At 63.1% G+C, this 24,847-nt stretch carries 22 protein-coding genes; 14 read left to right on the top strand and 8 right to left on the bottom strand.

Annotation, left to right across the window (positions count from 1 at the left end; translation table 11 throughout):
* Positions 1–2: 2 nt before the first annotated feature.
* Positions 3–509 carry an HPP family protein gene (locus tag OCK01_RS22575; RefSeq protein WP_263825924.1) on the bottom strand — a complete coding sequence of 169 codons (507 nt, stop codon included), beginning with the start codon at positions 507–509 and terminating at the stop codon, positions 3–5.
* Between the two features lie 247 nt (positions 510–756).
* On the opposite strand from OCK01_RS22575, the gene OCK01_RS22570 reads away from it, so the two are divergent.
* The 11 genes from OCK01_RS22570 to OCK01_RS22520 all read left to right on the top strand — a co-directional run bounded on the left by OCK01_RS22570 (position 757) and on the right by OCK01_RS22520 (position 15,432).
* Positions 757–1,974, top strand: a complete 1,218-nt coding sequence (locus tag OCK01_RS22570; protein WP_263826009.1) for an imelysin family protein — start codon at positions 757–759, stop codon at positions 1,972–1,974.
* A gap of 14 nt (positions 1,975–1,988) precedes the next feature.
* Positions 1,989–3,536: a di-heme oxidoredictase family protein gene (locus OCK01_RS22565; protein WP_263825923.1), complete on the top strand. Its 1,548-nt coding sequence runs from the start codon at positions 1,989–1,991 to the stop codon at positions 3,534–3,536.
* The gene (locus OCK01_RS22560) at positions 3,536–4,618 is read left to right on the top strand and encodes an imelysin family protein (RefSeq protein ID WP_263825922.1); all 1,083 of its coding nucleotides are present in this window, start codon (positions 3,536–3,538) and stop codon (positions 4,616–4,618) included. Before OCK01_RS22565 ends, OCK01_RS22560 begins: the two co-directional genes overlap by 1 nt.
* A 3-nt stretch (positions 4,619–4,621) precedes the next feature.
* Positions 4,622–5,701: a DUF1513 domain-containing protein gene (locus OCK01_RS22555; RefSeq protein ID WP_263825921.1), complete on the top strand. Its 1,080-nt coding sequence runs from the start codon at positions 4,622–4,624 to the stop codon at positions 5,699–5,701.
* A 151-nt stretch (positions 5,702–5,852) separates the two neighbouring features.
* Positions 5,853–7,061, top strand: coding sequence for an NAD(P)/FAD-dependent oxidoreductase (locus OCK01_RS22550; RefSeq protein ID WP_263825920.1), 1,209 nt, complete (start codon positions 5,853–5,855; stop codon positions 7,059–7,061).
* 15 nt (positions 7,062–7,076) lie between these two features.
* Positions 7,077–7,841 (top strand): aldolase/citrate lyase family protein, encoded by a 765-nt coding sequence (locus OCK01_RS22545; RefSeq protein WP_263825919.1) that lies wholly within the window; start codon positions 7,077–7,079, stop codon positions 7,839–7,841.
* Positions 7,842–7,923: 82 nt separating this feature from the next.
* Positions 7,924–8,655, top strand: coding sequence for a DeoR/GlpR family DNA-binding transcription regulator (locus OCK01_RS22540; RefSeq protein WP_263825918.1), 732 nt, complete (start codon positions 7,924–7,926; stop codon positions 8,653–8,655).
* An 83-nt stretch (positions 8,656–8,738) separates the two neighbouring features.
* Positions 8,739–9,725, top strand: a complete 987-nt coding sequence (gene deoC, locus OCK01_RS22535; RefSeq protein ID WP_263826008.1) for a deoxyribose-phosphate aldolase — start codon at positions 8,739–8,741, stop codon at positions 9,723–9,725.
* Between the two features lie 17 nt (positions 9,726–9,742).
* Entirely contained in the window at positions 9,743–12,133 is a 2,391-nt protein-coding gene (locus tag OCK01_RS22530; protein WP_263825917.1) for an aldehyde dehydrogenase family protein, read from the top strand.
* Between the two features lie 139 nt (positions 12,134–12,272).
* A complete protein-coding gene (gene lepA, locus OCK01_RS22525) occupies positions 12,273–14,093 on the top strand; it encodes a translation elongation factor 4 (RefSeq protein ID WP_412179059.1) in 1,821 nt (606 codons plus the stop codon).
* A 142-nt stretch (positions 14,094–14,235) separates the two neighbouring features.
* Positions 14,236–15,432, top strand: coding sequence for a GGDEF domain-containing protein (locus tag OCK01_RS22520; RefSeq protein WP_263825915.1), 1,197 nt, complete (start codon positions 14,236–14,238; stop codon positions 15,430–15,432).
* Between the two features lie 3 nt (positions 15,433–15,435).
* Here the strand turns inward: OCK01_RS22520 and OCK01_RS22515 are convergent, their stop codons facing one another.
* The gene (locus OCK01_RS22515) at positions 15,436–16,839 is read right to left on the bottom strand and encodes a pyridoxal phosphate-dependent decarboxylase family protein (RefSeq protein WP_263825914.1); all 1,404 of its coding nucleotides are present in this window, start codon (positions 16,837–16,839) and stop codon (positions 15,436–15,438) included.
* A 109-nt stretch (positions 16,840–16,948) separates the two neighbouring features.
* On the opposite strand from OCK01_RS22515, the gene mbfA reads away from it, so the two are divergent.
* The gene (gene mbfA, locus OCK01_RS22510) at positions 16,949–17,932 is read left to right on the top strand and encodes an iron exporter MbfA (protein ID WP_182827798.1); all 984 of its coding nucleotides are present in this window, start codon (positions 16,949–16,951) and stop codon (positions 17,930–17,932) included.
* Between the two features lie 166 nt (positions 17,933–18,098).
* Positions 18,099–18,863 (top strand): siderophore-interacting protein, encoded by a 765-nt coding sequence (locus tag OCK01_RS22505; protein WP_263825913.1) that lies wholly within the window; start codon positions 18,099–18,101, stop codon positions 18,861–18,863.
* Positions 18,864–18,957: 94 nt separating this feature from the next.
* On the opposite strand, the gene OCK01_RS22500 is transcribed toward OCK01_RS22505, so the two are convergent.
* Positions 18,958–19,533, bottom strand: coding sequence for a transglutaminase-like cysteine peptidase (locus OCK01_RS22500; RefSeq protein ID WP_412179063.1), 576 nt, complete (start codon positions 19,531–19,533; stop codon positions 18,958–18,960).
* Between the two features lie 143 nt (positions 19,534–19,676).
* A complete protein-coding gene (locus tag OCK01_RS22495; protein WP_263825912.1) occupies positions 19,677–20,468 on the bottom strand; it encodes an alpha/beta hydrolase in 792 nt (263 codons plus the stop codon).
* Positions 20,469–20,639: 171 nt separating this feature from the next.
* Here OCK01_RS22495 and infC point away from each other — a divergent pair, with 171 nt between their 5' ends.
* Positions 20,640–21,176 carry a translation initiation factor IF-3 gene (gene infC, locus OCK01_RS22490; protein WP_137155298.1) on the top strand — a complete coding sequence of 179 codons (537 nt, stop codon included), beginning with the start codon at positions 20,640–20,642 and terminating at the stop codon, positions 21,174–21,176.
* Positions 21,177–21,242: 66 nt separating this feature from the next.
* Here infC and OCK01_RS22485 read toward each other — a convergent pair whose 3' ends face one another.
* Genes OCK01_RS22485 through OCK01_RS22470 form a run of 4 tightly spaced genes read right to left on the bottom strand, consistent with a single transcriptional unit; the run spans position 21,243 to position 24,725 of the window.
* Positions 21,243–22,100 carry a metal ABC transporter permease gene (locus tag OCK01_RS22485; RefSeq protein ID WP_263825911.1) on the bottom strand — a complete coding sequence of 286 codons (858 nt, stop codon included), beginning with the start codon at positions 22,098–22,100 and terminating at the stop codon, positions 21,243–21,245.
* Positions 22,097–22,960 (bottom strand): metal ABC transporter permease, encoded by an 864-nt coding sequence (locus OCK01_RS22480; protein ID WP_263825910.1) that lies wholly within the window; start codon positions 22,958–22,960, stop codon positions 22,097–22,099. Before OCK01_RS22480 ends, OCK01_RS22485 begins: the two co-directional genes overlap by 4 nt.
* On the bottom strand, positions 22,957–23,850 hold the full coding sequence (locus tag OCK01_RS22475; protein WP_412179058.1) for a manganese/iron ABC transporter ATP-binding protein: 894 nt from the start codon (positions 23,848–23,850) through the stop codon (positions 22,957–22,959). The genes OCK01_RS22480 and OCK01_RS22475 overlap by 4 nt, the downstream gene beginning before the upstream one ends.
* Positions 23,847–24,725: a metal ABC transporter substrate-binding protein gene (locus OCK01_RS22470; RefSeq protein WP_412179062.1), complete on the bottom strand. Its 879-nt coding sequence runs from the start codon at positions 24,723–24,725 to the stop codon at positions 23,847–23,849. The genes OCK01_RS22475 and OCK01_RS22470 overlap by 4 nt, the downstream gene beginning before the upstream one ends.
* Positions 24,726–24,847: the final 122 nt, after the last annotated feature.

The raw sequence follows: 24,847 nt of genomic DNA, 5'->3' as shown, positions 1-24,847 counted from the left end.
AATCAGCTCTCGAGCCTCAGCGGATATTGCTGGGTCGGCGGCAGCCGATGATGCAGCACCGCGATGGCGATCATCAAGGCGCTTCCGGCCGACACTACGGCGACGAGCAGCGGCAGGCTGAAATGGCTGGCGAAGGCGACGAGAGGGATCGCGCCCGCCGGCGGATGCGTGACCCTCAGGATCAGCATCACCGCGATCGTCAGGCCTACAGCGACGGCGGCGGCAAGCCAGGCGCCGGGAAACAGCCATACCGCCAGCGATCCGATCATCGCCGCGACGAAATAACCGCCGAGCACATTGGCCGGCTGAGCGAGCGGACTTTTGGGTTGACCGAACAGCAGCACCGCCGTGGCGCCGAAAGGCGCGAGCAGGAAGGGCAGGCCGGTGGCCACGGCCACGCCGCCGATGCCGGTCATCGCGAGCACCGCGCCGAAGCCGGATTTCAGATGCGCCAGAGCCTGCCCCGGCGGCTCATGGCGTTGAATGAAGTGCCTCAGATGTCTGATCATGTCGCCCGCGGAAGTGATGATGGCGTGAGCATAATGCGCAAAAATTAATCTACAAGCGGCGGATTTTCTGTTCGCTGCTCCCGGAAAGAAATAGTTGTCTGCGCCGATCTTATATCTGGATGATTTGACACCAGTTTGCAGATGAGTCAGAACAGCGCCAATCATCTGATGTCAAGGAGCGCCCATGACCCGTCTTCCCTTCGCCCGGCTCAGCCTGGGCCTCGTGTCGGCCACCGCCCTTTTCGGCATGTCCAGCGCCTTCGCCGCCACCGATCTCGGCGCCGTGGTCAAGACCTATGCCGAAATCGGCCACGCCAAATATGAAGACTCGCTGATCACCGCCAAGGCGCTGGACAAGGCGATCGACGCGCTGATCGCCAATCCCTCCGAAGACACGCTGAAGGCCGCCCGCGAGGCCTGGATCAAGGCCCGCGTTCCCTATCAGCAGACGGAAGCCTATCGCTTCGGCAATCCTGTTGTCGACGACTGGGAAGGCAAGGTCAACGCCTGGCCGCTCGACGAAGGCCTGATCGACTATGTCGACAAGGCTTATGGAACCGAAAGCGACGAGAACGAGCAGTATACGCTGAACGTCATCGCCAATCCGAAATTCACCATCGGCGGCAAGGAAATCGACGCGACCAAGATCACGCCGGAACTCCTCTCAGGCACCCTGCAGGAAGCCGGCGGCTCGGAATCCAATGTCGCCACCGGCTATCACGCCATCGAATTCCTGCTTTGGGGCCAGGATCTCAATGGCACGGGTCCGGGCGCCGGCGCGCGGCCCTATACCGATTACGACGTCAAGAATTGCACCAACGGTCACTGCGACCGCCGCGCCCAATATCTGAAGGCTGCATCCAGCCTGCTGGTGAGCGATCTCGACTACATGGTCAAGCAGTGGACGCCCGAAGGCGAGGCCTACAAGGCCGTGCTCGCCGATCCGAAAAAGGGCGTCGTCGCCATGCTTACGGGCATGGGCTCGCTGTCCTATGGCGAATTGGCCGGCGAGCGCATGAAACTCGGCGTTCTCCTGCATGATCCGGAAGAGGAGCATGATTGCTTCTCCGACAACACCTACAACTCGCATCTCAACGACGCCATCGGCATCGCCGGCGTCTATGAGAACGCCTATACCCGCGTCGACGGCTCGAAGCTCAGCGGTCCCTCGCTCTCCGACCTCGTCAAGGAAAAGGATGCCAGCCTCGACGCCGAAGTGAAAGCCAAGCTCGGCCACACGCTCGACGCCATGCACGCCATGGCCAAGCGCGGCGAGACGGTCGAGGCCTATGACCAGATGATCGGCGAAGGCAACAAGGACGGCAACGCCGTCGTCCAGGCCGCGATCGATGGTCTGGTGGACCAGACCAAGTCGATCCAGCGCGTGATTTCTGCGTTCGACCTGGGCCAGATCGAGCTCGAAGGCTCCGATAGTCTGGACAATCCCAACGCCGTGTTCCAATAAGCGGATGGGGCCGCATGGCCCCATGTCACGGTTTCATGGGTGAGATGATGCGACGCCCGGCTCTGCGGTTGAACCTTCTGGTCCTGCCTCTGCTGGGCGTTTCGGTATTCGCGTTCGCCGAAACCGCAGAACGCCCGGATCTCGATCCGCGCGAAAAAGCGCGGGTCGGCGATGTGGTCAGGCCCACCACGGATTTCTCCAAAGCCGAGCCCTATGAGGCCATGCAGGCCGGAGCCGCGACCTCGATCGAGGATCCCGACCGCAACGCGTTTTCACATTTCTCCGCCAATCTGGCGGACGAAGACGTGATGAATTTCCGTCTCGGCAATGCGCTGTTCCGCAAGATCTGGGTGCCCGCGCCCTCGTCCACCCAGGCCTCCGATGGCTTGGGGCCATTCTACAACGCCCGCTCTTGCGACGCCTGCCACATCAATGACGGTCGCGGCCACCCGCCGGAAGGCAAGGCGGACATGACCTCGATGTTCCTCCGTCTGGCGCGCGAGCCGACGACCGATGCGGAGACGGCTTCGCTCAAAGATCATCTGCTGCTCAATTTCCCCGATCCCGTTTATGGCGGTCAGCTGCAGGACAAGGCCATCGCCGGCGTCACGCCCGAGGGACGGATGCGAATCCGCTATCAGCCGCAGCCGTTCCGCTTCCCCGACGGGACCGTCATCGAACTTCGCAAGCCCTCCTACCAGGCCGTCGATCTGCGCTACGGGCCGCTCGATCCCCACACGTCGCTGTCGCCGCGCATCGCCCCTGCCATGATCGGCCTCGGCCTCATCGAGGCGATCGCCGAGGGTGACATCCTGGCCAGTGTGGATCCTGAAGACCGCGATGGCGACGGCGTCTCCGGCCGTCCGCAATGGACCCGCGCCAGCGATGGCGAGGTCCGCGTCGGCCGTTTCGGCTGGAAAGGCGAGCAGGCCAATGTGCGCGACCAATCGGCGCACGCCTTTCTCGGCGACATCGGCATTTCGACCCCGCTTCTGCCCGAGGATCATGGCGACTGCACCCCCAAGCAGGTTGACTGTTTGGCGCTTGCAGGCGGAACCCAAGTGCGTCTGGGTCCCAGCGAAGCGCCCGATCCGATTCTGCCGCTGGTGACCTTTTACTCGGAAAATCTCGCCGTTCCCGCTCGCCGAAAAGCCTCCTTTTCGGAAACTCTGGCCGGAAAGAAGCTGTTTTACGACTCAGGCTGCGCCAGCTGCCATACGCCGAAATATGTGACGCGCAAGGACTGGCCGGCCAAGCCGCAGCGCTTCCAGCTCATCTGGCCCTATTCCGATTTCCTGTTGCACGACATGGGCGAGGGCCTCGCCGATGGCCAGACGGTGGGCGAGGCTTCGGGGCGGGAGTGGCGCACGCCGCCGCTTTGGGCTATTGGCCTCACTCGCACGGTTGGCGGCCAGGAATTCTATCTGCATGACGGCCGCGCCCGGACGCTGGAGGAGGCCGTTCTCTGGCATGACGGCGAAGGCCGCGCCGCGCGCGACGCCTATGCCAAACTCGATAAACGCGACCGCGATCTCATGATCCGTTTCCTGGAGTCGCTCTGATGACGATGAAATCCGTGCTTCTGATTGCCGCCCTCATGGCTCCGCTCGCCTCTCCGGCGCTCGCCGTCGATGACGCGGTAGCCCGCAAGATCATGGTCGATGCGGTCGATGGCTATATCCGGCCGTCCTACAGCGCCTTGAAAGATGCCGCTCAGGGGCTCTCGGAAAACACCGCCGCTTTCTGCACCGCGCCCAGCGATGACGGCCTGACGAGTTTGAAGGCGCGGTTCGGCGACCTCGTCGAAGCCTGGGCGCGCATCGAGATCGTGCGCGAGGGGCCGGTGCTTGAAAACAACCGCTATGAGCGTATCCTTTTTTATCCCGACCGCAAGTCGACGGGTCAGAAACAGGTTCAGAAGATCCTCGCCGATCCAGATGCGTCCGACACGGATGCGGTGAGCCTTGCTGACAAAAGCGTCGCGGTTCAGGGCCTCGGCGCCTATGAACTGACTTTTTTCGGACGCGAGGCCGGCGTGGTGACGAGTCCTGACGATGCCGACCAGTGCCGGTTCGGCCTGGCGGTTTCCCGCAATATCGAAAGTATCGCCGGCGAGCTTTCCGCCGCCTGGGATGCGCCCGATGGCGTGGCGAAAAACTGGAAGGAGCCGGGCCCGGCCAATCCGGTCTTCCGCACCGGCGACGAAGCCTTGCAGGCGATGATCGGCATTTTCGTGCATGGGATTGAAACCGTGCGCGATCAGCGCGTCAAACCGTTCTACAAGGGCGAGGGGGAAAAGACCTCCCCGCGGTTCGCGCTGCTATGGCGCTCCGAAAACACCATGCGCGCCATCCACGGCAATATTTCCGGACTCGCCGATCTCTGGAAGACGTCGGACATGCGCAGCCTCCTGACCGGCGACGCCGAAGCCCTGGCCGACGCCGTGGAATTCGACTTCAAGACCGCAGGCGGCGCGGCGGCGAAGATGGAGCAGCCCAGCCCCGAACGTCTGGCGGACGGCAAATATCAACGCAAGATCGACTTCCTGCTCTTCAATCTGCGCGACGCCAGCGCCCGAATCGATCGCGATGTCGGCGCCGCCGTGGGCTTGAGCGCCGGTTTTTCCTTCGGCGACGGAGACTGAGCGATGCGGACCCTGCTGATCGAGCGCCGGTCCTTCCTCAAGGCGGCCGGCTTATTGTTCGCCAGCGGCTTGTCGGCGCGCGGTCATGATGTTCTCGCAGCCAGCCCGGCCGTCTTCGCCAGCGCCTTCATGGATGCGGGCGGCGCCTATGGCGTGGCGCTGCTGGCGGAAGACGGCGGCGAGATCGCCCGTGTGGCGTTGCCCGATCGCGGCCATGACGTCAGCTTCGATCCGCTCAATGGCCGTGCTGTGGCCTTCGCCCGGCGTCCGGGGACGTTTGCGCTGGTGATCGACACCGCCACGGGCGCGCCGCTGAAGCTGATCCAGGCGGCCGAGGACAGGCATTTCTTCGGTCACGGCGCCTTTTCGCCGGATGGCCGCAGGCTTTATGTCGCCGAAAACGACTTCGACAATTACGCCGGCAAGATCGGCGTTTACGACGCCAGCGCCGGCTGGACGAAGATCGGCGAATTCTCCGCCCATGGCATGGACACCCACGACCTCCAGATCCTCGAAGGCGGACGTTATCTCGCCATCGCCAATGGCGGCATCAAGCAACATCCGTCCATGGGCCGCGCCAAGCTCAATCTCGATCGCATGGAGCCGTCTCTCGTCATTATCGATCTCGGCGACGGGCGCTTGGTGGAGAAGCACGACCTGCCGGCCGAAATACGGCAGCTGTCGACCAGGCATATGGATATCGACGCCTCCGGCAGCATCTGGTTCGGATGCCAATATGAGGGCCCCAAGACAGATTATCCGCAACTTCTCGGCAGCTTCAAGCGCGGCGAAGACCTGCGTTTCCTCGACTTGCCGGAAGAGGTTCTACGCGGCTTCGACAACTACATCGGCTCGGTGATGGTCAATCGCGACGCGGGACTCGTCGCGGTCTCCTCGCCCAAAGGCGGGCAATGGGCGGCCTTCGACGTCAAGTCGGCGAACCTCGTCCGCCAGGAAGCGATCGGCGGCGTCTGTGGTCTTGCGCCGGAACAGACGAGCTTCATCCGCTCCACTGAAACCGGCTGGTTCGAGGCGCGAAAGACCGAGCTCGCCTGGGACAATCACATCACGCGACTCGGCTGATGCATCGCGGCGAGCGCCATCCGCTCGCCTTTAGTTGCTCTGGCCAAAACAGGCGCCGCGCCGTCGCAGGCGGGAGCGCGGCTTGCCCCGGAACCCGAAATCATGTTGAACCATCGGCAATGCGTCGCGATCGGTGATGGAGGACGGGACAATGAAGACCGTGATCATAGGCGGCAGCCACGCCGCGCTTTCGGCGGCGGCCGAGCTACGGAAACTGTCGGCGGAGGCGGAGATCGTCATCGTCTCCAGCGATGCCGAGCTGCCCTATCAGCGTCCGCCGCTCTCCAAGGCCTATATGTCCGGCAAATCCGGCTTCGAGCAGATCCTTCTGCGTCCGGAAGACTGGTATGCGGCCAACCGCATCACTCTCATACGCGGCGTCTTCGCCGATCGCATCGACCGCGCCCACAAGACCGTGCATCTCGCCGACGGCGAGGCGCTGTCCTATGACCGGCTGCTGATCGCCACCGGCGCGCGTCCGCGCCGGCTGCCCGAGGAAATCGGCGGCCATCTGCCGAATGTGCATGTGATGCGCGATCTCGGCGACGCGCATGCGCTGATGGAGCAGATGAGAGACGGCGCGCGGCTGGTGGTGATCGGCGGCGGCTATATCGGCCTCGAGGCCGCCTCCGAAGCTTCCAAGAAGGGCGCTACCGTCACCGTGATCGAAGCCGCCGACCGCATCTTGAAGCGCGTCGCTTGCGCCGAGACCGCAGACGATGTCCGCGCGCTCCATCATGCCCATGGCGTCAGGATCTTCGAGAACGCCGCGCTCAAGCAGATCGTCGAGGACGGCGGCCGCGCGACCGGCGTCGAGCTTTCGGACGGATCGGTGATCGCGGCTGATTTCATCGTCACCGGCATCGGCGTGACGCCGGATGTGGCGCTCGCCGACCAGGCGGGCCTCACGATCGCAAATGGCGTCGTGGTGGACCGGGAGCTGCGCAGCAGCGACCCCGAGATCTTCGCGATCGGCGATTGCGCGAGCTTCCCCTATGGCGACCACCATATCCGGCTTGAATCGGTGCAGAACGCCAACGACATGGGCCTGATCGCCGCGCGCAACATGCTGGGCGACAGCGTCGATTATAACCCGACGCCGTGGTTCTGGTCCGATCAGTTCGAACTCAAGCTGCAGATCGCCGGCCTCAACACCGGCTATGATCGGGTCGTCACCCGGCCCGGCGCGCGCGAGGGCGCGAAATCGCATTTCTATTTCAAGGGCGGCCGCTTCCTTGCCGCCGACTGCCTCAATGACGGCGCGACCTATATGGTCGCCCGGCGCATTCTCGAAGGCGGCAAGACCTTGACGCCCGAACAGGTGGAAGACGCCGGCTTCGCCCTGAAATCCCTGCTGTGATCATTGGAGACCGCCATGTCCGCGCCTGAAAACCGCTTGAAGAAACGGCTCGCCGCCGGCGATACGACCATCGGCATCTGGCTTGTTCTCGCCAACAGCTATTCGTCGGAACTCGCCGGCACGATCGGCTTCGACTGGGTGCTGATCGACGGCGAACATGCACCCAATGATTTGCGCTCGATCATGATGCAGGCGCAGGCGCTGAAAGGTTCGGCCTCGTCCGTCGTCGCCCGGCCGCCCAGCGCCGATGTCCATCTCATCAAGCAATATCTCGATATCGGCGTGCAATCGCTGCTGCTGCCGATGATCGAAAGCGGCGCCCAGGCCGAACTGATGGTCAAAGCGGTGCGCTATGCGCCCGAAGGCATTCGCGGGGTCGGCGCCAGCATCGCCCGCGCCTCGATGTTCAATTCCATCCCCGACTATATGTCGACGGCAGCCGACCAGATCTGCCTGATGCTGCAGGTCGAAAGCCGGGCCGGGCTTGCGGCGCTGGACGATATCGCCGCAACCGATGGTGTCGACTGCGTCTTCATCGGCCCTTCCGATCTCGCCGCCGATATGGGCCATCCGGGCAATTATCATGCGCCGGAGGTCAAATCGGCGATCGACGACGCCATCCGCCGGATACAGAGCCACGGCAAGGCCACGGGCATCTATATGCCCGATCCTGTCGACGCCAAACGCTATCGCGACATGGGCGTCAACTTCATCGCCGTCGGCGCCGATGCGTCTGTGCTGATCAAGGCGTTGCGCGAAATCAAGGCGCTCTACGAATAGGCGTCAACAAATGTGATATTGTTCACATTGCTGTTGACCATCCTGTGAAACATGCGCCATTTTCCTCTCAACGAGGTGCGGCATGAAAAAACAGGATAGGCTCGACCGGTTGACGGCGATGATTTCAGAGCGGGGGATCGTGCATCTCAAGGATGCCGCCCGCGCTCTCGACGTCTCCGAAATGACCATCCGGCGGGACATCGCCGCCGAAACCGGGCGCTTTGCCTTTATCGGCGGCCATATCATGCCGGCCCAGGCGGTCGAGCCGGAACAGCCTTATGAACTGGCGTCCGCAAGTGACCGCCACGCCTCGGCCAAGGAGCGCGCTTCCGCCCAGGCGCTGCCGCATATCCGCGCCGAGGACACGCTGTTCATCGATTGCGGCAGCACCATGATGCATCTCGCCGATCTCCTGCCAGTCGATATGCCGCTCACGGTGTGCTGCTACGCGCTCAACATTGCCGAACGCCTGGCGCGCAAATCCAATGTGAGGCTGATCATGCTGGGCGGCGTCTATCACCCCGCCTCGGCCTCCTTCTCCGGCGCCGCGGCGCTGCAGACGCTGGATGAACTCGGCCTCAACGTCGCCTTCCTCTCGGCCGCTGGCCTGGACGAGGGGCGAGGGGCGACCTGCGAGCACTTCCACGAAGCCGAGATCAAGAAGAAGGCGATGGCGGTTGCCGCCCGCAGCATCCTCATTCTCGACGACAGCAAGCTCGGCCGCATCCGGCCGGCCTTTTTCGCCCCGCTCGACGGCTTCGATGCGATCTATACCGAAAGCGGTCTCTACGCGCCGGATGAGAATGGCGCTTGACCAAATCGTATTTTGGTGTGAAAGTAACACAGAATGTAAAAAAGATAACATATTGCCGGGAGGCTCTGGTGGAGACTGCAACAATGGACAAGGCCGCTCAGGCCCATGCCGCCAATCATGGCTGGCCGAGAAATCCGGGCATGGAGCTCGATCTCGGCTGGGTCATGGACCAGCGGGTCAATCTGTCGGCCGGCGAACGGCGGGTGGCGAGCCTGCCGGGTCGCCGCACGGTCAAGAAGGAGGCTCAGGCCGCCTGGCTTCTGAAGGCGCTGACCTGCATCGACCTGACGACGCTGAACGGCGACGACACCGCCGGCCGCGTGCGCCGTCTCTGCGCCAAGGCCGCCAATCCGGTGCGCCAGGATCTCCTGGACGCCATCGGCATGGGCGATCGCCGCATCACCACCGGCGCGGTCTGCGTCTATCACCGCTTCGTCGCCACCGCCGTCGAGGCGCTGGAAGGCACCGGCATTCCGGTCGCCGCCGTCTCCACGGGCTTCCCCGCCGGTCTCTCGCCGCATGAGACCAAGGTCAAGGAAATCGAGGCCTCGGTCGCCGACGGCGCCAAGGAAATCGACATCGTCATCACCCGCGAACATGTGCTGACCGGCAATTGGGAAGCGCTCTATCGCGAAATGCGGGATTACCGCGCCGCCTGCGGCGACGCCCATGTCAAGGCGATCCTGGCGACCGGCGATCTGAAGACGCTGCGCAATGTCGCCCGCGCCTCGATCGTCTGCATGATGGCCGGCGCGGATTTCATCAAGACCTCGACCGGCAAAGAAGGCGTCAACGCCACGCTTCTGGTGACGCTGACCATGATCCGCACCATCCGCGATTATTATGAGCGCACCGGCTACAAGGTCGGCTACAAGCCCGCCGGCGGCATTTCCGCCGCCAAGGACGTGCTGAACTACCAGTTCCTGATGAAGGAAGAGCTGGGCCGCGAATGGCTGGAGCCGGATCTGTTTCGCATCGGCGCCTCCAGCCTGCTCGCCGATATCGAGCGCCAGCTCGAACATCACGTCACCGGCGCCTATTCCGCCTTCGTCAGACATCCGATCGGTTGATCGAGGAGCCGACTTCCATGAGCAAATCCGTTTCAGATTATTTCGACGACATGTCCTACGGTCCCGCCCCCGAAGCCGACACCGAAGCCCGCGCCTGGCTGAAGCGCCATGGCTCGACCTTCGGTCATTTCATCAATGGCGAATTCCGGGCGTCCGGCTCGGGCCGCACGTTCGACACGTTCGAGCCCGCCACCGGCGCCAAACTCGCGACGCTCGCCCATGGCGAGGCCGCCGATGTCGACGCGGCGGTCGCCGCCGCCCGCAAGGCGCAAGCCGCCTGGGCCAAACTTCCGGGCCATCAGCGCGCCCGCCATCTCTATGCGCTGGCGCGGATGATCCAGCGTCATGCCCGCCTGATCGCCGTGGTCGAGGCGATCGACAACGGCAAGCCGGTGCGCGAGACGCGCGACATCGACGTGCCGCTCGCCGCCCGCCATTTCTACCATCACGCCGGATGGGCGCAGCTGCAGGAAACGGAATTCGCCGACCAGCAGCCGGTCGGGGTGATAGGCCAGATCATTCCCTGGAATTTCCCCTTCCTGATGCTGGCCTGGAAAGTCGCGCCGGCGCTCGCGCTCGGCAACACCGTGGTGCTGAAGCCGGCTGAATTCACCTCGCTGACCGCGCTGTTGTTTGCCGAACTCGCCGCCGCCGCCGGCCTTCCCGCCGGCGTGCTCAATGTGGTGACCGGCGAGGGCGACACCGGTGCGCTGATCGTCGAACATCAGGGAGTCGACAAGATCGCCTTCACCGGCTCGACCGACGTCGGCCGCGTCATCCGCGAACGCACCGCCGGCTCCGGCAAGTCGCTGACGCTGGAGCTCGGCGGCAAGTCGCCCTTCATCGTCTTCGACGACGCCGATCTCGACGGCGCTGTGGAAGGCGTGGTCGACGCCATCTGGTTCAACCAGGGCCAGGTCTGCTGCGCCGGCTCGCGCATTCTCGTGCAGGAAGGCGTGGCGGATCGGTTCCACGCCAAGCTCGATCGCCGCCTGCAGACGCTGCGCGTGGGACAGCCGCTCGACAAATGCATCGACATGGCCGCCATCGTCGCGCCGGTGCAGCTGGCGCGCATCGAAAAGCTCGTCAAGCAGGGCGTCGAGGAGGGCGGCACGCTCTACCAGTCCGATTGCGAACTTCCCGTTGGCGGCAGCTTCTTCCGCCCGACGCTGATCGCCAATGTGCAGCCGACCTCGATCGTCGCCACCGAAGAGATCTTCGGACCGGTGGCGGTGTCTATGACCTTCCGCACCCCGGATGAGGCCCTGCAGCTCGCCAACCACTCCCGCTACGGTCTCGCCGCCAGCGTCTGGAGCGAAACGATCGGGCTGGCGCTCAATGTCGCGGCGAAACTCTCGGCCGGCGTGGTCTGGGTCAACGCCACCAATATGTTCGACGCCTCCGCCGGCTTCGGCGGCAAGAAGGAATCGGGCTTTGGCCGCGAGGGCGGTCGCGAAGGCGCCTATGAATATCTGAAGCCCAAGGCCTGGACCAACGCCAAGCTCCGAGCCGATATAACGACCCCGGCGCTCAAGACGACGCAGGGCGATTTCGCCGCACCGGTGATCGATCGCACCGCCAAATTGTTCATCGGCGGCAAGCAGGCGCGTCCCGACGGCAACTACAACCGTCCGATCCTGTCGCCCAAGGGCAAGGTCGTGGGCGAAGTCGGCGAGGGCAATCGCAAGGATATCCGCAATGCGGTCGCCGCCGCGCAGGCCGCCTCCGGCTGGTCCTCGGCCACCGCGCATAACCGCGCGCAGATCCTCTATTACATCGCCGAAAATCTCTCGGCCCGCGAGGACGAGTTCGCCGCCCGCATCGCCGCCCAGACCGGCCGCAGCGCAGCCTCCGCCAAGGCCGAAGTCGAGGCGTCGATCTCGCGCCTCTTTACCTATGGCGCCTGGGCCGACAAATATGAGGGCCTCATCCATACGCCGCCGCTGCGCGGCGTGGCGCTGGCTCTGCCGGAGCCGCAGGGCGTCGCAGGCGTGATCTGCTCGCCGGAAGCCCCGCTTCTCGGCTTCATCTCGCTCGTTGCGCCGCTGATTGCGGTCGGCAACCGGGTCGTCGCCGTCCCCAGCGAAGTTCATCCGCTGTCAGCAACCGACTTCTATTCGGTGCTGGAAACCTCGGATGTGCCTGCCGGCGCCGTCAATATCGTCACCGGCTCGGCCATGGAACTCGGCAAGGCGCTCGCGACCCACAACGACGTCGACGCGCTCTGGGCCTTCGGCTCGCCAGCGCTCGCCGCCATGAGTGAGAAGGCCTCAGCCGGCAATCTCAAGCGCGTCTTCACCGACTACGGCAAGGCGATCGACTGGATGGATCCAGCCCAGGCGGAAGGCCCGCTTTTCCTGCGCAAGGCGACAGACATCAAGAATGTCTGGATCCCCTACGGCGAATAAGTTGGGGTTCCACTCTGAGGAAGCCTCCGTTCGAAAGAGCGGGGGCTTTGTCGTTTCCGGAAGCGCAAGCGCCGGAAATGCCGCCTTTCAGCGGCAAGAACCTTTACATTTTTAGGCGTTCCATTGTATGCGCTCGCCCATGAGCACAGAAAACCGCACGCCCCTTTCCCATATCCGCAACTTCTCGATCGTGGCCCATATCGACCACGGCAAATCGACGCTGGCCGACCGTCTGATCCAGACCTGCGGCGGCCTCGCAGCGCGCGAGATGTCCGAGCAGGTGCTCGACAATATGGACATCGAAAAGGAACGCGGCATCACCATCAAGGCCCAGACGGTGCGCCTGCACTACAAGGCCAACAATGGCGAAACCTATGTGCTGAACCTCATGGACACGCCAGGCCATGTCGACTTCGCCTATGAAGTCAGCCGGTCGCTCGCCGCCTGCGAGGGCTCGCTGCTCGTGGTCGACGCCTCCCAGGGCGTCGAGGCCCAGACGCTGGCCAATGTCTATCAGGCGCTCGACGCCAATCACGAGATCGTCCCTGTGCTCAACAAGGTCGACCTGCCGGCGGCCGAGCCCGAGCGCATCAAGCAGCAGATCGAGGACGTCATCGGGCTCGACGCCTCCGACGCCGTGATGATCTCGGCCAAGACGGGCCTCGGCATTCCCGATGTGCTGGAAGCGATCGTCAACCGCCTGCCGGCGCCGAAGACCGGCGACGACAAGGCTCCGCTCAAGGCGATGCTGGTCGACAGCTGGTACGACACCTATCTCGGCGTCATGGTGCTGGTGCGCATTATCGACGGGGTGATGAAGAAGGGCCAGCTCATCCGCATGATGGGCACCGACGCCAAATACACCGTCGAACGCATCGGCGTGCTCACGCCGAAAATGCTCAATGTCGAGGAACTCGGCCCCGGCGAGGTTGGTTTCATCACCGCCTCGATCAAGGAAGTGGCCGACACCCGCGTCGGCGACACCATCACCGATGATCGCAAGCCCACCGCCGAGGCGTTGCCGGGATTCAAGCCCGCCCAGCCGGTGGTGTTCTGCGGCCTGTTCCCGGTCGACGCCGCCGATTTCGAGGATCTGCGCGCCGCCATGGGCAAGCTGCGTCTCAACGACGCTTCATTCTCGTTCGAAATGGAAAGCTCGGCTGCGCTCGGTTTCGGCTTCCGCTGCGGCTTCCTCGGCCTGCTGCATCTCGAAATCATCCAGGAGCGCCTGGAGCGCGAATTCAATCTCGACCTGATCGCCACCGCGCCGTCGGTCGTTTATCAGATGTCGATGACCGACGGCTCCGAGATCGAGCTGCACAATCCGGCCGATATGCCCGACGTCGTCAAGATCAAGGAAATCCGCGAGCCCTGGATCCGCGCCACCATCATGACGCCGGACGATTATCTCGGCTCGGTGCTGAAGCTCTGCCAGGATCGTCGCGGCATCCAGGTCGAGCTCACTTATGCCGGCGCGCGCGCCATGGTCACCTATGACCTGCCGCTCAACGAAGTCGTGTTCGATTTCTATGACCGCCTGAAGTCCATCTCCAAGGGCTACGCCTCGTTCGACTATCACCTGACCGACTACCAGCCGGGCAATCTCGTGAAGATGTCGATCCTCGTCAATGGCGAGCCGGTCGATGCTCTGTCGATGCTGGTCCACCGCTCCGCAGCCGAAAAGCGCGGTCGCGACATGTGCGAAAAGCTCAAGGAGCTGATCCCGAAGCACATGTTCAAGATCCCGATCCAGGCGGCCATCGGCGGCAACGTCATCGCCCGCGAGACGATATCAGCGCTGCGCAAGGACGTGACGGCGAAGTGCTACGGCGGCGACGCCACCCGCAAGCGCAAGCTGCTCGACAAGCAGAAGGAAGGCAAGAAGCGCATGCGCCAGTTCGGCAAGGTGGAAATTCCGCAGGAAGCCTTCATCGCAGCCCTGCGCATGAGCGACGAGTGATCTCGTCCACATGTCGCGAGTCTCTGCGGCACAACGCGGAAAACAAAGCGAAAATTCTGAGGGAACCCGAAGAAATTTAGGTTCTCTTTAACTTTTGACATTACCTTGCGTTGAGTATGCTCCACAACTTGGGGACTCGACGATGACCGTCGCGACACTGGATCAGATTGATCATGAACTGGCCGGCGGATTTCGCTGGTTGCGCTTTGCGGACGCGCTCGAGCGCGCCTATGGCCGGGAATTCGCCGAGGCGCGCATCAGACTGGCCCTGTTCTGGGCCTTTGTCGGCACATTCATCTACGATCTCGTGTATTTCGGCGACGTCACCATGATGCAGGACGTTTTTCCGCAATTGGCTTTCGTCAGGTTCTGCATTTTCACGCCCTACGCCTTCATCGCCGTCTGGCTGGTGAAACGGCGACCCACGGCGCTCAGTTACGATCTGCTCGCCATTTCCGTTTGCGTACTGGGCGGCTTCCTGCCCATGGCGGCGAGCGTCACGAGCCAGAGCCCCTATTTCTTCGTCTATCAGAACGGCAATATTGCCACGCTGCTGTTTTTCGTGATCGCGCTGCAGCCGCGGTTCCCGGCCATCGTCATCGGCCTCGCAACGCTCTGCATCGTGCATTTCACGCTGATCCAGATGAATGGCTCGCTGGATGCGGTCGCCTTTTCCGGCGTGGTCACATTCTTCGTGACGCTGGCGATCTTCCTGGCGCTCAGCGCCTATTTCATGGAGCGCAAGGACCGGCTGAATTTCCTGAACCGCTTGCGCGGCGAAATGCTGCAGGCGGAATTGTTACAGCAATCCGAGCGGGACGAGTTGACGGGTCTCTATAACCGGCGGTCGCTGAACCGGATTTCCAAATCCGTCTGGGAAGGCGCTGCGAACGCGCCGGTGGCCGTCGTCATGCTCGATATCGATCACTTCAAGCTCTACAACGATGTGCACGGCCATGTCGAAGGCGACGCCTGCATTCGCCGGGTCAGCGCCTGCGTGGCGGAGGAGATGAGCGAAATGGGCGCAGCCTTCCGATTCGGCGGCGAGGAACTTCTGGTGCTTCTGCCGGGATGCGATGCGCAGACGGCGCTGCTCGCGGCCGAAAGGCTGCGTGGGACAATCGAGGCCCTGGCGATTCCGCATCATGGACTCGTCGAGGGCGGCGTCGTGACTGCGAGTTTCGGCGTGTCGGCCGCGCCGCGAGGCATGGCCGATCTCGAAGACCTCGTCCGCGCCGCCGACGCCGCGCTTTACGACGCCAAGCGCGGCGGTCGCAACGCCGTGTCCTTCGTCACCGTGGCGCCGCCGGCGGCGGAATACGGACTGCTGGCTGGTTGATGTTCAAAGCCTGCGAGCGATTTCGGTGATCACCGCGAAGGCCATGTCGATATCCGCCTCGGTCGTGTCGAAGCTCCCGGCCTGGAAACGGATGGCGATGCGGCCATCGACGCGTGTCTGGGTGAGATAGATGCGGCCATCGGCGTTGATGGCGTTGACCAGCGTGATATTGTGCGCGTCAGAGTCCGCGCCGCCTGTGTGCCGGAAGGAAAACAGCGACAGGATCGGTTGGCTGACCAGCTCGAAATCCGCTTCCGCCGCCAGCCGCCGCGCAAGGCTTTCCGCCCAGGTCACGTGATTGGCGATGATCGCGCGCAGGCCCGTCAGGCCGTAGTGGCGCAACAGGAACCACAGCTTCAGCGCCCGGAATCGCCTCCCGAGCGGCACGGTCCATTCGGAATAATTGAGGATCCCGTCGGCGCCATGCGTCTTCAGATATTCCGGCTGGATGGCCAGCGTCCGAACCTGGTCTTCCGGTCGGCGCAGGAACTGAATCGAGCAATCGAATTGCGCGCCGAGCCATTTATGCGGGTTGAAGACGATCGAATCGGCAGCCTCGATTCCGGTCCATAGCGTGCGATAGTCCGGGCAGATCATCGCTGAACCCGCCCAGGCGGCGTCGACATGCAGATAGAGGTCATGTCGTTGCGCAATGGCGGCCACTTCGCCGATCGGATCGCAGGCGCCGATCGAGGTTCCGCCCGTGCAGGCGATGACGCCGGCGGGCAGGAAGCCTGCAGCCTTGTCCTCGACGATCCGCGCTTCGAGCACAGCGGGATCCATGCCGTAAAGCGAGCCGGTGACGGGAATGCGAACCAGGTTGGCTTCGCCGACGCCGGAGATCCAGATCGCCCGGTCGATGGAGGTGTGAACCTGGCTGGAGGCGTAGACCCGCACGGCCTTCTGACCCGCCAGTCCCTGTTTGTTGCCGGTCCAGCCGAGTGCGCGTTCCCGCATGGTCAGCACGGCTGCGAGCGTCGCCGAGGAAGCGGAATCCTGGATCACGCCGGAAAAGCCTTCGGGCAGGCCGAGCGCCTGGCGCATCCAGTCGATGACGCGGGTTTCGAGTTCGGTCGCGGCGGGCGACGTTTGCCACAGCATGCATTGCGCCGCCATGGCCGACACCAGATATTCCGCCACCACCGAGACAGGGGCCGCATTGGCCGGGAAATAGGCGAAAAAGCGCGGATGCTGCCAATGCGTCATGCCGGGGACGATAATTCGCTCGAAATCTGCGAAGATCGCCTCCATGGCCTCGCCATTCTCCGGCGGGGAAAGCGCGATTTCCGCTACGATGTCGCCGGGCCTGGTTTGCGCCCGCACCGGCCGTTCGCCCAGGCTCGCCCGGTAATCTGCGCCCCAATCGGCGGCTCTTCGCGACCAGCGCGTGAAGTCGTCTCTGTCCATGTCGTGCTCCTTCACCCTCCGCGCTCTATAGCCGCATTCGCCGACATGCGCCACGGATTGACCAGCCGTCGGCCAATCTATAGATTAGAATTATTCTAAAGAGGTCGCCATGCTCAATTCCTTCTTCCGCTCCCGCAAACGTCCCCTCGCGTCACTCTCAGAGCAGGAAGTGCTCGCCCTCGCCATCGCCAATGAAGAGGATGACGGACGCATCTACCTCGCCTACGCCGATGCGCTGCGCCACGACTATCCGCATTCGGCCAAAGTCTTCGAGGAAATGGCGGAGGAGGAGAGCCATCACCGCCAGTTGTTGATCGATCGTCACGTCGCGCGCTTCGGCCCGCGTATTCCGCTGGTGCGGCGCGAGCATGTGCGCGAATTTCCCGAGCGCAAGCCGGACTGGCTGATCGCGCAACTGCCGATCGGCGAGGCGCGCCGGCAGGCTGAAGCCATGGAAGTCTCAGCTCATCGTTTCTATCTCGAGGCGGCGGCTCGCGCGACCGACGCCGAAACCCGAAAGCTTCTGGGCGATCTGGCTCTGGCTGAAAAATCGCATGAAAGCCTCGCCCGCCGTCTCGGCGAAACTCATCTTTCCGAGGACGCCAGGGAAGAGGAGGCGGAGACGGCGCATCGGCAATTCGTGCTGACCTGGGTTCAGCCCGGCCTTGCAGGGCTCATGGACGGTTCGGTCTCGACTCTCGCCCCGATCTTCGCAGCCGCCTTTGCGACCGGCGACACGACCCAGACATTTCTCGTCGGCCTCTCCGCCTCCGTGGGCGCCGGCATCTCCATGGGCTTTACGGAAGCCGCCCATGACGACGGCGTCATATCCGGTCGCGGCTCCCCTTGGAAGCGCGGTCTGGCTTCAGGCGTCATGACCGCGCTCGGCGGCCTCGGCCACGCGCTGCCCTATCTCATTCCGCATTTCGCCACGGCGACCGCGATCGCCATCGCCGTCGTCTTCGTCGAGCTCTGGGCCATCGCCTTCATCCAGAACCGTTACATGGAAACGCCGTTCTTCCGCGCCGTTCTTCAGGTGGTTCTCGGCGGCGGCCTCGTGCTGGCGGCCGGTATTTTGATCGGAAACGCCTGACCAATGATCTTGCCGATGCAAAGTGGATGCATTATGTCCACTTCATCTGGCGTTCTTTTCGCCACGTAAGCGTTAACGTCACTCAACGCGCAAAGGACCGCGGGACACGCCTGGCGGATTTGCGCGTTCGCGCGTTTCAGATCCTTACGGCACCGAAAGGACAGATATGACATCCCAAACGATTTATCCGGACGCTCCCAAGGCGGAGCGCATGCGCCACGATCTCAAGCGTCGCTCTCTGGCCGTCTCCACGGTGGAGCGCGTCACGCCGAACATGCTGCGCATCACACTGACCGGCCCCGATCTCGCGGACTTTCCGAGCGCCGCCCCCGATGATCACGTCAAGATCTTTATCGACGGCGTGGATGGCCAGCCGCAGATGCGCGATTACACGCCGCGCCGCTTCAATCGCGACGCTTGCGAACTCGTTCTCGATTTCGCGCTCCATGAGGCCGGTCCGGCCACCGCTTGGGCTCTCTCGGCCAAGCCGGGAGATCCGCTGACAGTGGGTGGCCCGCGAGGTTCGCTGGTCCTGTCGCCCGACATCAAGCGCTTCCTGCTGATCGGCGACGAGACGGCGCTGCCGGCCATCGGACGACGCATCGAAGAAGCCGGCGCCGATGTCGAGATCACCGCCTATGTGGCGGTGACGGGGCCGGGCGAACTGCAGGTTTTCGACAGCCCGGCCGATGTGGCGCTCACCTGGGTCTATCGCCCTGCCGAAGACGCCGCCAGCGCCCAGCGGCTGCTCGGGGCGTTGGAGGGCATCGTCGTCGCGCCGGGGACCTATGTCTGGATCGCCGCCGAAGCCTCCGTCGCCCGGGCGGTCCACACGCATCTCGTCGAGAGCGCAGGCTATCCGTTGGCCTGGATCAAGGCTTCGGGCTATTGGCTTCTCGGCCAGGCGGACGCCCATGAGAAGCTTGATTGATCATTTGGAAAACACTGCCGGCGATCCATCGCCGGCAATGAAAAAGGCGCCGCCCTTTCAGGCGACGCCAAATCTGCGCGAGCAGAATAGGTGATTATTGTTCGACGGCGCCGACCAGCACTTCGTCGGAATTCTCGATCGTCACCCAGCGGCCGGTGTCGAACGACGCCTGGCGCTTGAGGAAACGATAATGCGTATCGGACCACAGCTTCACGTCGGGTTCGAGATTGTCGAGCACGAAGTCGCCTTCCGATGTCCGCAGCGTCAGGACGGCGTGTCCTTCGCCGTCGGGCTTGCGCACGACGGTCATCAGCAGATCGGCGGGGGAGAAACCCCGCTGCATCAGCATCTTGCGCTTCAACAGCGCGAAATCTTCGCAGTCGCCGGCGGTGGTCGGGTAAGCCCAGACTTCGTCGCGGCCATACAGCTCGATATCCGTCACAGGCTCGATGGAGCTGTTCACCTCGGCATTGATCTCGGAAACGACTTTCCAGCCGAATTCGGTGACCTTGGGAGCGACGGAACTCGGGGACTTCACCGCGCATTCGCTGCGGTGGGTCTGGCAGAACTCGTAATGACCGATCGGTTGCGACGTTACGGCGCCGACCTGCATGATGCGTGAGGCGGCGTTTGCCGCGCCGTGTAGGGCGGCGAACGCCAAGGCAGCCATCGCCAGCTTTGTCAGAAGTCCCGCCATCATGCGCCCCTGTCTTCGTTAACAGGGAGTAAACGGGAAATCGGCCGGGCAAGTCAATTCTTAAGGAACCATTAACCATGTTGTTTGTTCAACATGGTTAATGCGTGTGATGGATTTTAACCCTTTTGTGACATGTGCGACACAGCCGCGAGCATCCGTTCGATGTCTTCCGGCCGCGAAAGCCTGTGGTCGCCATCGTGAACGAGGGTCAGAATCGCATCGTCGGCCACGATGCGCTCCATGATTTTCAGCGCATGCTGATAAGGAACATCCGGATCCTTCATGCCCTGAAGAATATGGACGCGGCAGCCGGTTTCGATCAGCCCGCCCATGACGCGGTTCTCGCGGCCATCCTCGATGAGCGCGGCGGTAAAGCGGTTGGGTTCTTGGGAGTAGTCGGAAGGCTCTTCGAAATAGCCTTTCTCCGTCAAGGCGGCGCGTTCGGCGTCGGTGAGATTGGGCTCGATGAGTTCGCTGGTGAAATCCGGGGCGGGCGCGATCAGCACCATGCCGGCCAGCCGCTCGGCCTCGCCGCGCTGGCGCAGGATCTGCGCGAGACGGAAGGCGATCCAGCCGCCCATGGAGCTGCCGACCAGCAACAACCGGCCGTTGCCCGCCAGAGCGTCGATGACGGCGATCGCGTCTTCGAGCCAGACCGAGATGGTTCCGTCCGTGTAATGGCCGCTGGAGACGCCGTGGCCCGAATAGTCGAACCGCAAGAAGGCGGGGCCGAGCGTGTCCATATAGGCTTCGAGCGCCACCGCCTTCGTGCCCGTCATGTCCGAACGATAGCCGCCGAGCCAGACCACGGTCAGATCCTCGCCGGCTCCGCCCGGGGTCAACACTGCGGCCAGCCGGCGGCCCGCTATCGTGATTTCATGGTTCTGGCGCTGGCGTCCGTCATTCATCGCCCGTCCTCCGCTATTGATGCAAGCAGGTGCAATCGACCGTGTAGGAGGGGGTGATTTATCAGAAAAATCATGCTATGGAGCAACCCCTCAGCCGATTTGGCGATTGCTTTCAGCGACCGCTGATGGCAGATAGTGCCCCACTTGTAAATCACTCAGGAGAACACGACCATTCGCAGACCTTTTAAGGCGGAAGGCCCCACCAGAGACGGCCCGCGCGCCAACCGTGAAATCCGGGTCCCCCGTGTGCAGTTGATCGACGCCGAAGGGCAGAACCGCGGCGTGGTGCCGACCGACCAGGCGCTCGCGCTTGCGGAAGAGGCTGGACTGGACCTGGTTGAGATCTCTCCCAACAACGAGCCGCCAGTCTGCAAGATTCTCGACCTCGGCAAGCTCAAATACGCGACCCAGAAAAAGGCCGCCGAAGCCCGCAAGAAGCAGAAGATCATCGAGATCAAAGAGATCAAGATGCGTCCGAACATCGACACCCATGACTATGAGGTGAAGATGCGCGCGATCCAACGGTTCTTCGAAGAGGGCGACAAGGTCAAGGTGACGCTGAAGTTCCGCGGCCGCGAAATGGCCCATATGGAGCTCGGCATGAAGCTTCTGCACCAGGTCCGCGACGATACTCAGGCGATCGCCAAGGTCGAAGCCGAGCCGAAGCTCGAAGGACGCCAGATGATGATGGTGCTGGCGCCGAAGTAAGGACGCCGCCCGGATCAGTCTTCCAAAGCCGCTCGACTTGCGTCGGGCGGCTTTTTCGTGTCCGGATCAGACCTCTGCGGATTCGCCGAGTCGATCGGCGCGGCGTTGGGCAATGCCGGCCCGGATGAAGGCGAGGATGAACAGACCGCTCATGATCAGCACGATGGTCGGGGCCGGCGCGCTGTCGATCATGAAGGACAGGTAGACGCCCGTCAGGGTCGACATCACCGCCGCCGCGACCGCGATCATCAGCATGGCCGAAAAGCGCCGCGCAAGAAGATAGGCGATGGCGCCCGGCGCGATCAGCATGGCGATGGCGAGGATGATGCCGACCGCCTTCAAGGCGCCGACGATGGTCAGAGAGAGAATGGCGAGCAGGCCGTAATGCAACAGGCCTACCGGCAGGCCGCTCGCCTTGGCCTGGGCGGGATCGAAGGCGTGCAGCAGCAGATCCTTCCATTTCAGCCCGAGAATGAGCGTCACCACGAGCGCGATAACGCCCGTCTCCAGAATATCGGGCCAGCCGACGCCCAGCATGTCGCCGAACAGGATATGGTCCAGATGCACATCCGACTGGATCTTGGTGTAGAGCACGATGCCGCTCGCGAACATGCCGGAGAACACCACGCCCATCACCGTATCCTGCTTGATGCGGCTGTTGTCCTTGAGATAGCCGGTCAGCAGCGCCGCGCCCATGCCCGCCACGAAAGCGCCGATCGACAGCGGCAGCTTGAGGATATAGGCGAGCACCACGCCCGGCAGCACCGAATGCGAGACGGCGTCGCCCATCAGCGACCAGCCCTTCAGCACCAGGAAGCAGGAGAGCATGGCGCAGGGAATGGCGACGAGAACGCCGATGATCAGGGCTAAGCGCAGGAATTCGAACTGCAGCGGCCAGAGCGCATAGACGAGAATGTCGTTCATGCCGCGTCCTCCGCCCGCGCCGCCCGCGCCCGCATCCGCGCTGCGAGCAGCCCGTGCTTCGGCGCAAACAGGAAGGCGGCGAGAAAAATCACTGTTTGCAGCACGACGATGACGCCGCCGGTGGCGCCGTCAAGGAAATAGGAGATATAGGCGCCGATCATGCTGGTGAGAGAGCCGATCGCCACGCTGATGCCGATCAGCCGGGGAAAGCGGTCGGTGAGCAGATAAGCTGTCGCGCCCGGCGTCACCACCAGCGCGATCACCAGAAAGGCCCCAACGGTCTGCAGCGCCGCCACCGTCGAGGCCGACAGAAGGGTGAAGAAGATCAGTTTCAAACGGTTGGGATTGAGGCCGATCGAACGCGCATGGTTCTCGTCGAAGAACACCACCATCAGATCCTTCCACTTCAGGAGAAGCACGGCGAGGGAAATGAAGCCGATGATGGCGAGCTGCAGCGTGTCTTCGGGCGTGATGGCGAGGATGTTGCCGAGCACGATCGTCTGGATGTCCACCGCCGTCGGCGACAGCGACACCATGAACAGGCCGAGCCCGAAAAAGCCGGTGAAGATCAGGCCGATCACCGTATCTTCCTTCAGTCTTGTGCGCTGGTTGAGAAACAGCATCGCGCCGGCCGCAAGGCCCCCGGCGAAGAAGGCCCCGAGCGAAAAGGGCAGGCCGAGCATATAGGCGCCGGCCACGCCGGGAACGATGGAGTGGGACAGCGCATCGCCGATCAGCGACCAGCCCTTGAGCATCAGATAGGCCGAGAGGAAGGCGCAGACCGCGCCGACCATGGCGCTGACCCATATCGCGTCGATCATATAGCGATAATTGAACGGTTCCAGCAGCAGATCGGTCATATGCCGCCACCTTCATCAGGCGTCGCCGGCTTGCGGGGGTGGTACAGCACGAACGGACGCTCGTCGTCGGTGATCACGCCCACGGCATGGCCCTGTTCGCCGGTCTCAAGGCCGAGCGCCATATGCCGAAGCACGCCGCCGAAGGTCTTTTCGAGGTTTTCCCGGGTGAAGATCGTCCCCGTGGGCCCATAGGCGAGCACGGTGCGCTTGAGCAGCACCGTCTGGTCGCAGAAATCCGGCACCGATCCGAGATTGTGGGTGGAGACCAGCATCACCCTGCCTTCGTCGCGCAATTCCTTCAGCAGCGTAACGATGGCGTCCTCGGTGGTGACGTCGACGCCGGTGAAGGGTTCGTCGAGCAGGATGACGCGACCGTCCTGGGCGAGCGCGCGGGCGAGGAAGACGCGCTTCTTCTGGCCGCCCGACAACTCGCCGATCTGCCGCTTGCGATAATCGCTCATGCCGACGCGCGTCAGCGCCGCATCCACGGCGTCCCGGTCGCGCCTGGTCGCCATTCGCAGGAAATTCATATGGCCGTAGCGGCCCATCATCACCACGTCCTCGACGAGCACGGGGAAGTTCCAGTCGACCTCTTCGGCCTGCGGCACATAAGCGACGAGATTGCGCTTCAGCGCGTCGGCCACCGGCAGGCCGAGAATTCGGATCGACCCGGCGCTCGCGCGCACGAAACCCATGATCGCCTTGAAGAGCGTGGATTTGCCGCTGCCGTTGACGCCCACCAGCGCCGTGATCGTGCCGGTCCCGATCGAGAAGCTGGCGTCCCTCAATGCCGTATGGCCGTTGCGATAGGTAACGGTGACATCCGCTACGTCGATGCCGGGGACGTCGGCGTTTAGAGCCCTTGCATCCTGTCGCGCCTGCATGTTCATTCGGAAAGCCCTTTGGCGATGGTCGACGCGGTGGTCTTGATGAGGTCGATATAGGTCGGCACCGGGCCATCGGGTTCGCTGAGCGAATCGACATAGAGCACGCCGCCATAGCGAGCGTCGGTTTCGCGCGCCACCTGTTTGGCCGGCTTGTCGGAAATGGTGCTCTCGGAGAAGATCACGCCGATCTTGTTGGCGCGCATGGCGTCGATCACGGTCCTCACCTGACGCGGCGTACCCTGCTGATCGGCGTTGATCGGCCAGAGATACAGCGTTTTGAGCCCGAAATCGCGCGCCAGATAGGAGAAGGCGCCCTCGCTCGTCACCAGCCAGCGCTTGTCTTCCGGAATCGTCGCGATTTCGTTGCGGATCGGCTGGACTTCGGCCTTGATGCGGGCCTTGTAGGCCTCGGCGTTGCGTTTGTAGGTCTCGGCATTGGCGGGGTCGTATGTGACGAAAGCGTCGCGGATATTGTCGACATAGACGAGCGCGGCGTCAGGCGACATCCAGGCATGTGGGTTGGGTTTGCCTTGATAGGGGCCGTCGGTGATGCCCATCGGCTCGACGCCGTCGGAGACGACGATGCTCGGCACGCCGTTCAGCGTCTGGAAGAATTTCTCGAACCAGCGTTCGAGATTGAGCCCGTTCCACAAAATCAGATTGGCGCCCTGAGCTTTGACGATGTCGCCGGGGGTCGGTTGGTAATTATGGATTTCCGCGCCGGGCTTGGTGATGGATTCCACATCCGCCGCCTCGCCCGCGACATTGCGGGCCATGTCGGCGATGACGGTGAAACTGGTCACCGCCTTGAATTTGGCGTTTGCGGGTGCGGCGGCGAACAACATCGCCATGGAGAAAACGGCCGCGGAAAACAGCATGCGCTTGATCGTCACGAGGGACCTCCAGCCTTCCTTTGTCATCGGAGGATGACACAGATTCCTGCTATTGCAACTTATTCGCAATAAGGAAATGAGAAAAAGGCGGTTTTGCGGCGGAGCTT

The organism is Rhizobium sp. TRM95796, from assembly GCF_025779995.1.
Lineage (GTDB): Bacteria > Pseudomonadota > Alphaproteobacteria > Rhizobiales > Rhizobiaceae > Rhizobium_E.
Note: the sequence above shows the minus strand (reverse complement) of the source record. Positions and strands in the feature narration are given on the sequence as shown.

Coding starts and splice junctions, on each gene's coding strand:
- OCK01_RS22575 (WP_263825924.1), bottom strand. CDS start 509: ATGATCAGACATCTGAGGCACTTCATTCAACGCCATGAGCCGCCGGGG.
- OCK01_RS22570 (WP_263826009.1), top strand. CDS start 757: ATGTCCAGCGCCTTCGCCGCCACCGATCTCGGCGCCGTGGTCAAGACC.
- OCK01_RS22515 (WP_263825914.1), bottom strand. CDS start 16,839: ATGGACAGAGACGACTTCACGCGCTGGTCGCGAAGAGCCGCCGATTGG.
- deoC (WP_263826008.1), top strand. CDS start 8,739: ATGGACAAGGCCGCTCAGGCCCATGCCGCCAATCATGGCTGGCCGAGA.
- OCK01_RS22555 (WP_263825921.1), top strand. CDS start 4,622: ATGCGGACCCTGCTGATCGAGCGCCGGTCCTTCCTCAAGGCGGCCGGC.
- OCK01_RS22565 (WP_263825923.1), top strand. CDS start 1,989: ATGGCCCCATGTCACGGTTTCATGGGTGAGATGATGCGACGCCCGGCT.
- OCK01_RS22505 (WP_263825913.1), top strand. CDS start 18,099: ATGACATCCCAAACGATTTATCCGGACGCTCCCAAGGCGGAGCGCATG.
- OCK01_RS22480 (WP_263825910.1), bottom strand. CDS start 22,960: ATGACCGATCTGCTGCTGGAACCGTTCAATTATCGCTATATGATCGAC.
- OCK01_RS22495 (WP_263825912.1), bottom strand. CDS start 20,468: ATGAATGACGGACGCCAGCGCCAGAACCATGAAATCACGATAGCGGGC.
- OCK01_RS22470 (WP_412179062.1), bottom strand. CDS start 24,725: ATGCTGTTTTCCGCGGCCGTTTTCTCCATGGCGATGTTGTTCGCCGCC.
- OCK01_RS22550 (WP_263825920.1), top strand. CDS start 5,853: ATGAAGACCGTGATCATAGGCGGCAGCCACGCCGCGCTTTCGGCGGCG.
- OCK01_RS22545 (WP_263825919.1), top strand. CDS start 7,077: ATGTCCGCGCCTGAAAACCGCTTGAAGAAACGGCTCGCCGCCGGCGAT.
- OCK01_RS22500 (WP_412179063.1), bottom strand. CDS start 19,533: ATGGCTGCCTTGGCGTTCGCCGCCCTACACGGCGCGGCAAACGCCGCC.
- OCK01_RS22485 (WP_263825911.1), bottom strand. CDS start 22,100: ATGAACGACATTCTCGTCTATGCGCTCTGGCCGCTGCAGTTCGAATTC.
- lepA (WP_412179059.1), top strand. CDS start 12,273: ATGAGCACAGAAAACCGCACGCCCCTTTCCCATATCCGCAACTTCTCG.
- OCK01_RS22560 (WP_263825922.1), top strand. CDS start 3,536: ATGACGATGAAATCCGTGCTTCTGATTGCCGCCCTCATGGCTCCGCTC.
- OCK01_RS22540 (WP_263825918.1), top strand. CDS start 7,924: ATGAAAAAACAGGATAGGCTCGACCGGTTGACGGCGATGATTTCAGAG.
- OCK01_RS22520 (WP_263825915.1), top strand. CDS start 14,236: ATGACCGTCGCGACACTGGATCAGATTGATCATGAACTGGCCGGCGGA.
- OCK01_RS22530 (WP_263825917.1), top strand. CDS start 9,743: ATGAGCAAATCCGTTTCAGATTATTTCGACGACATGTCCTACGGTCCC.
- OCK01_RS22475 (WP_412179058.1), bottom strand. CDS start 23,850: ATGAACATGCAGGCGCGACAGGATGCAAGGGCTCTAAACGCCGACGTC.
- mbfA (WP_182827798.1), top strand. CDS start 16,949: ATGCTCAATTCCTTCTTCCGCTCCCGCAAACGTCCCCTCGCGTCACTC.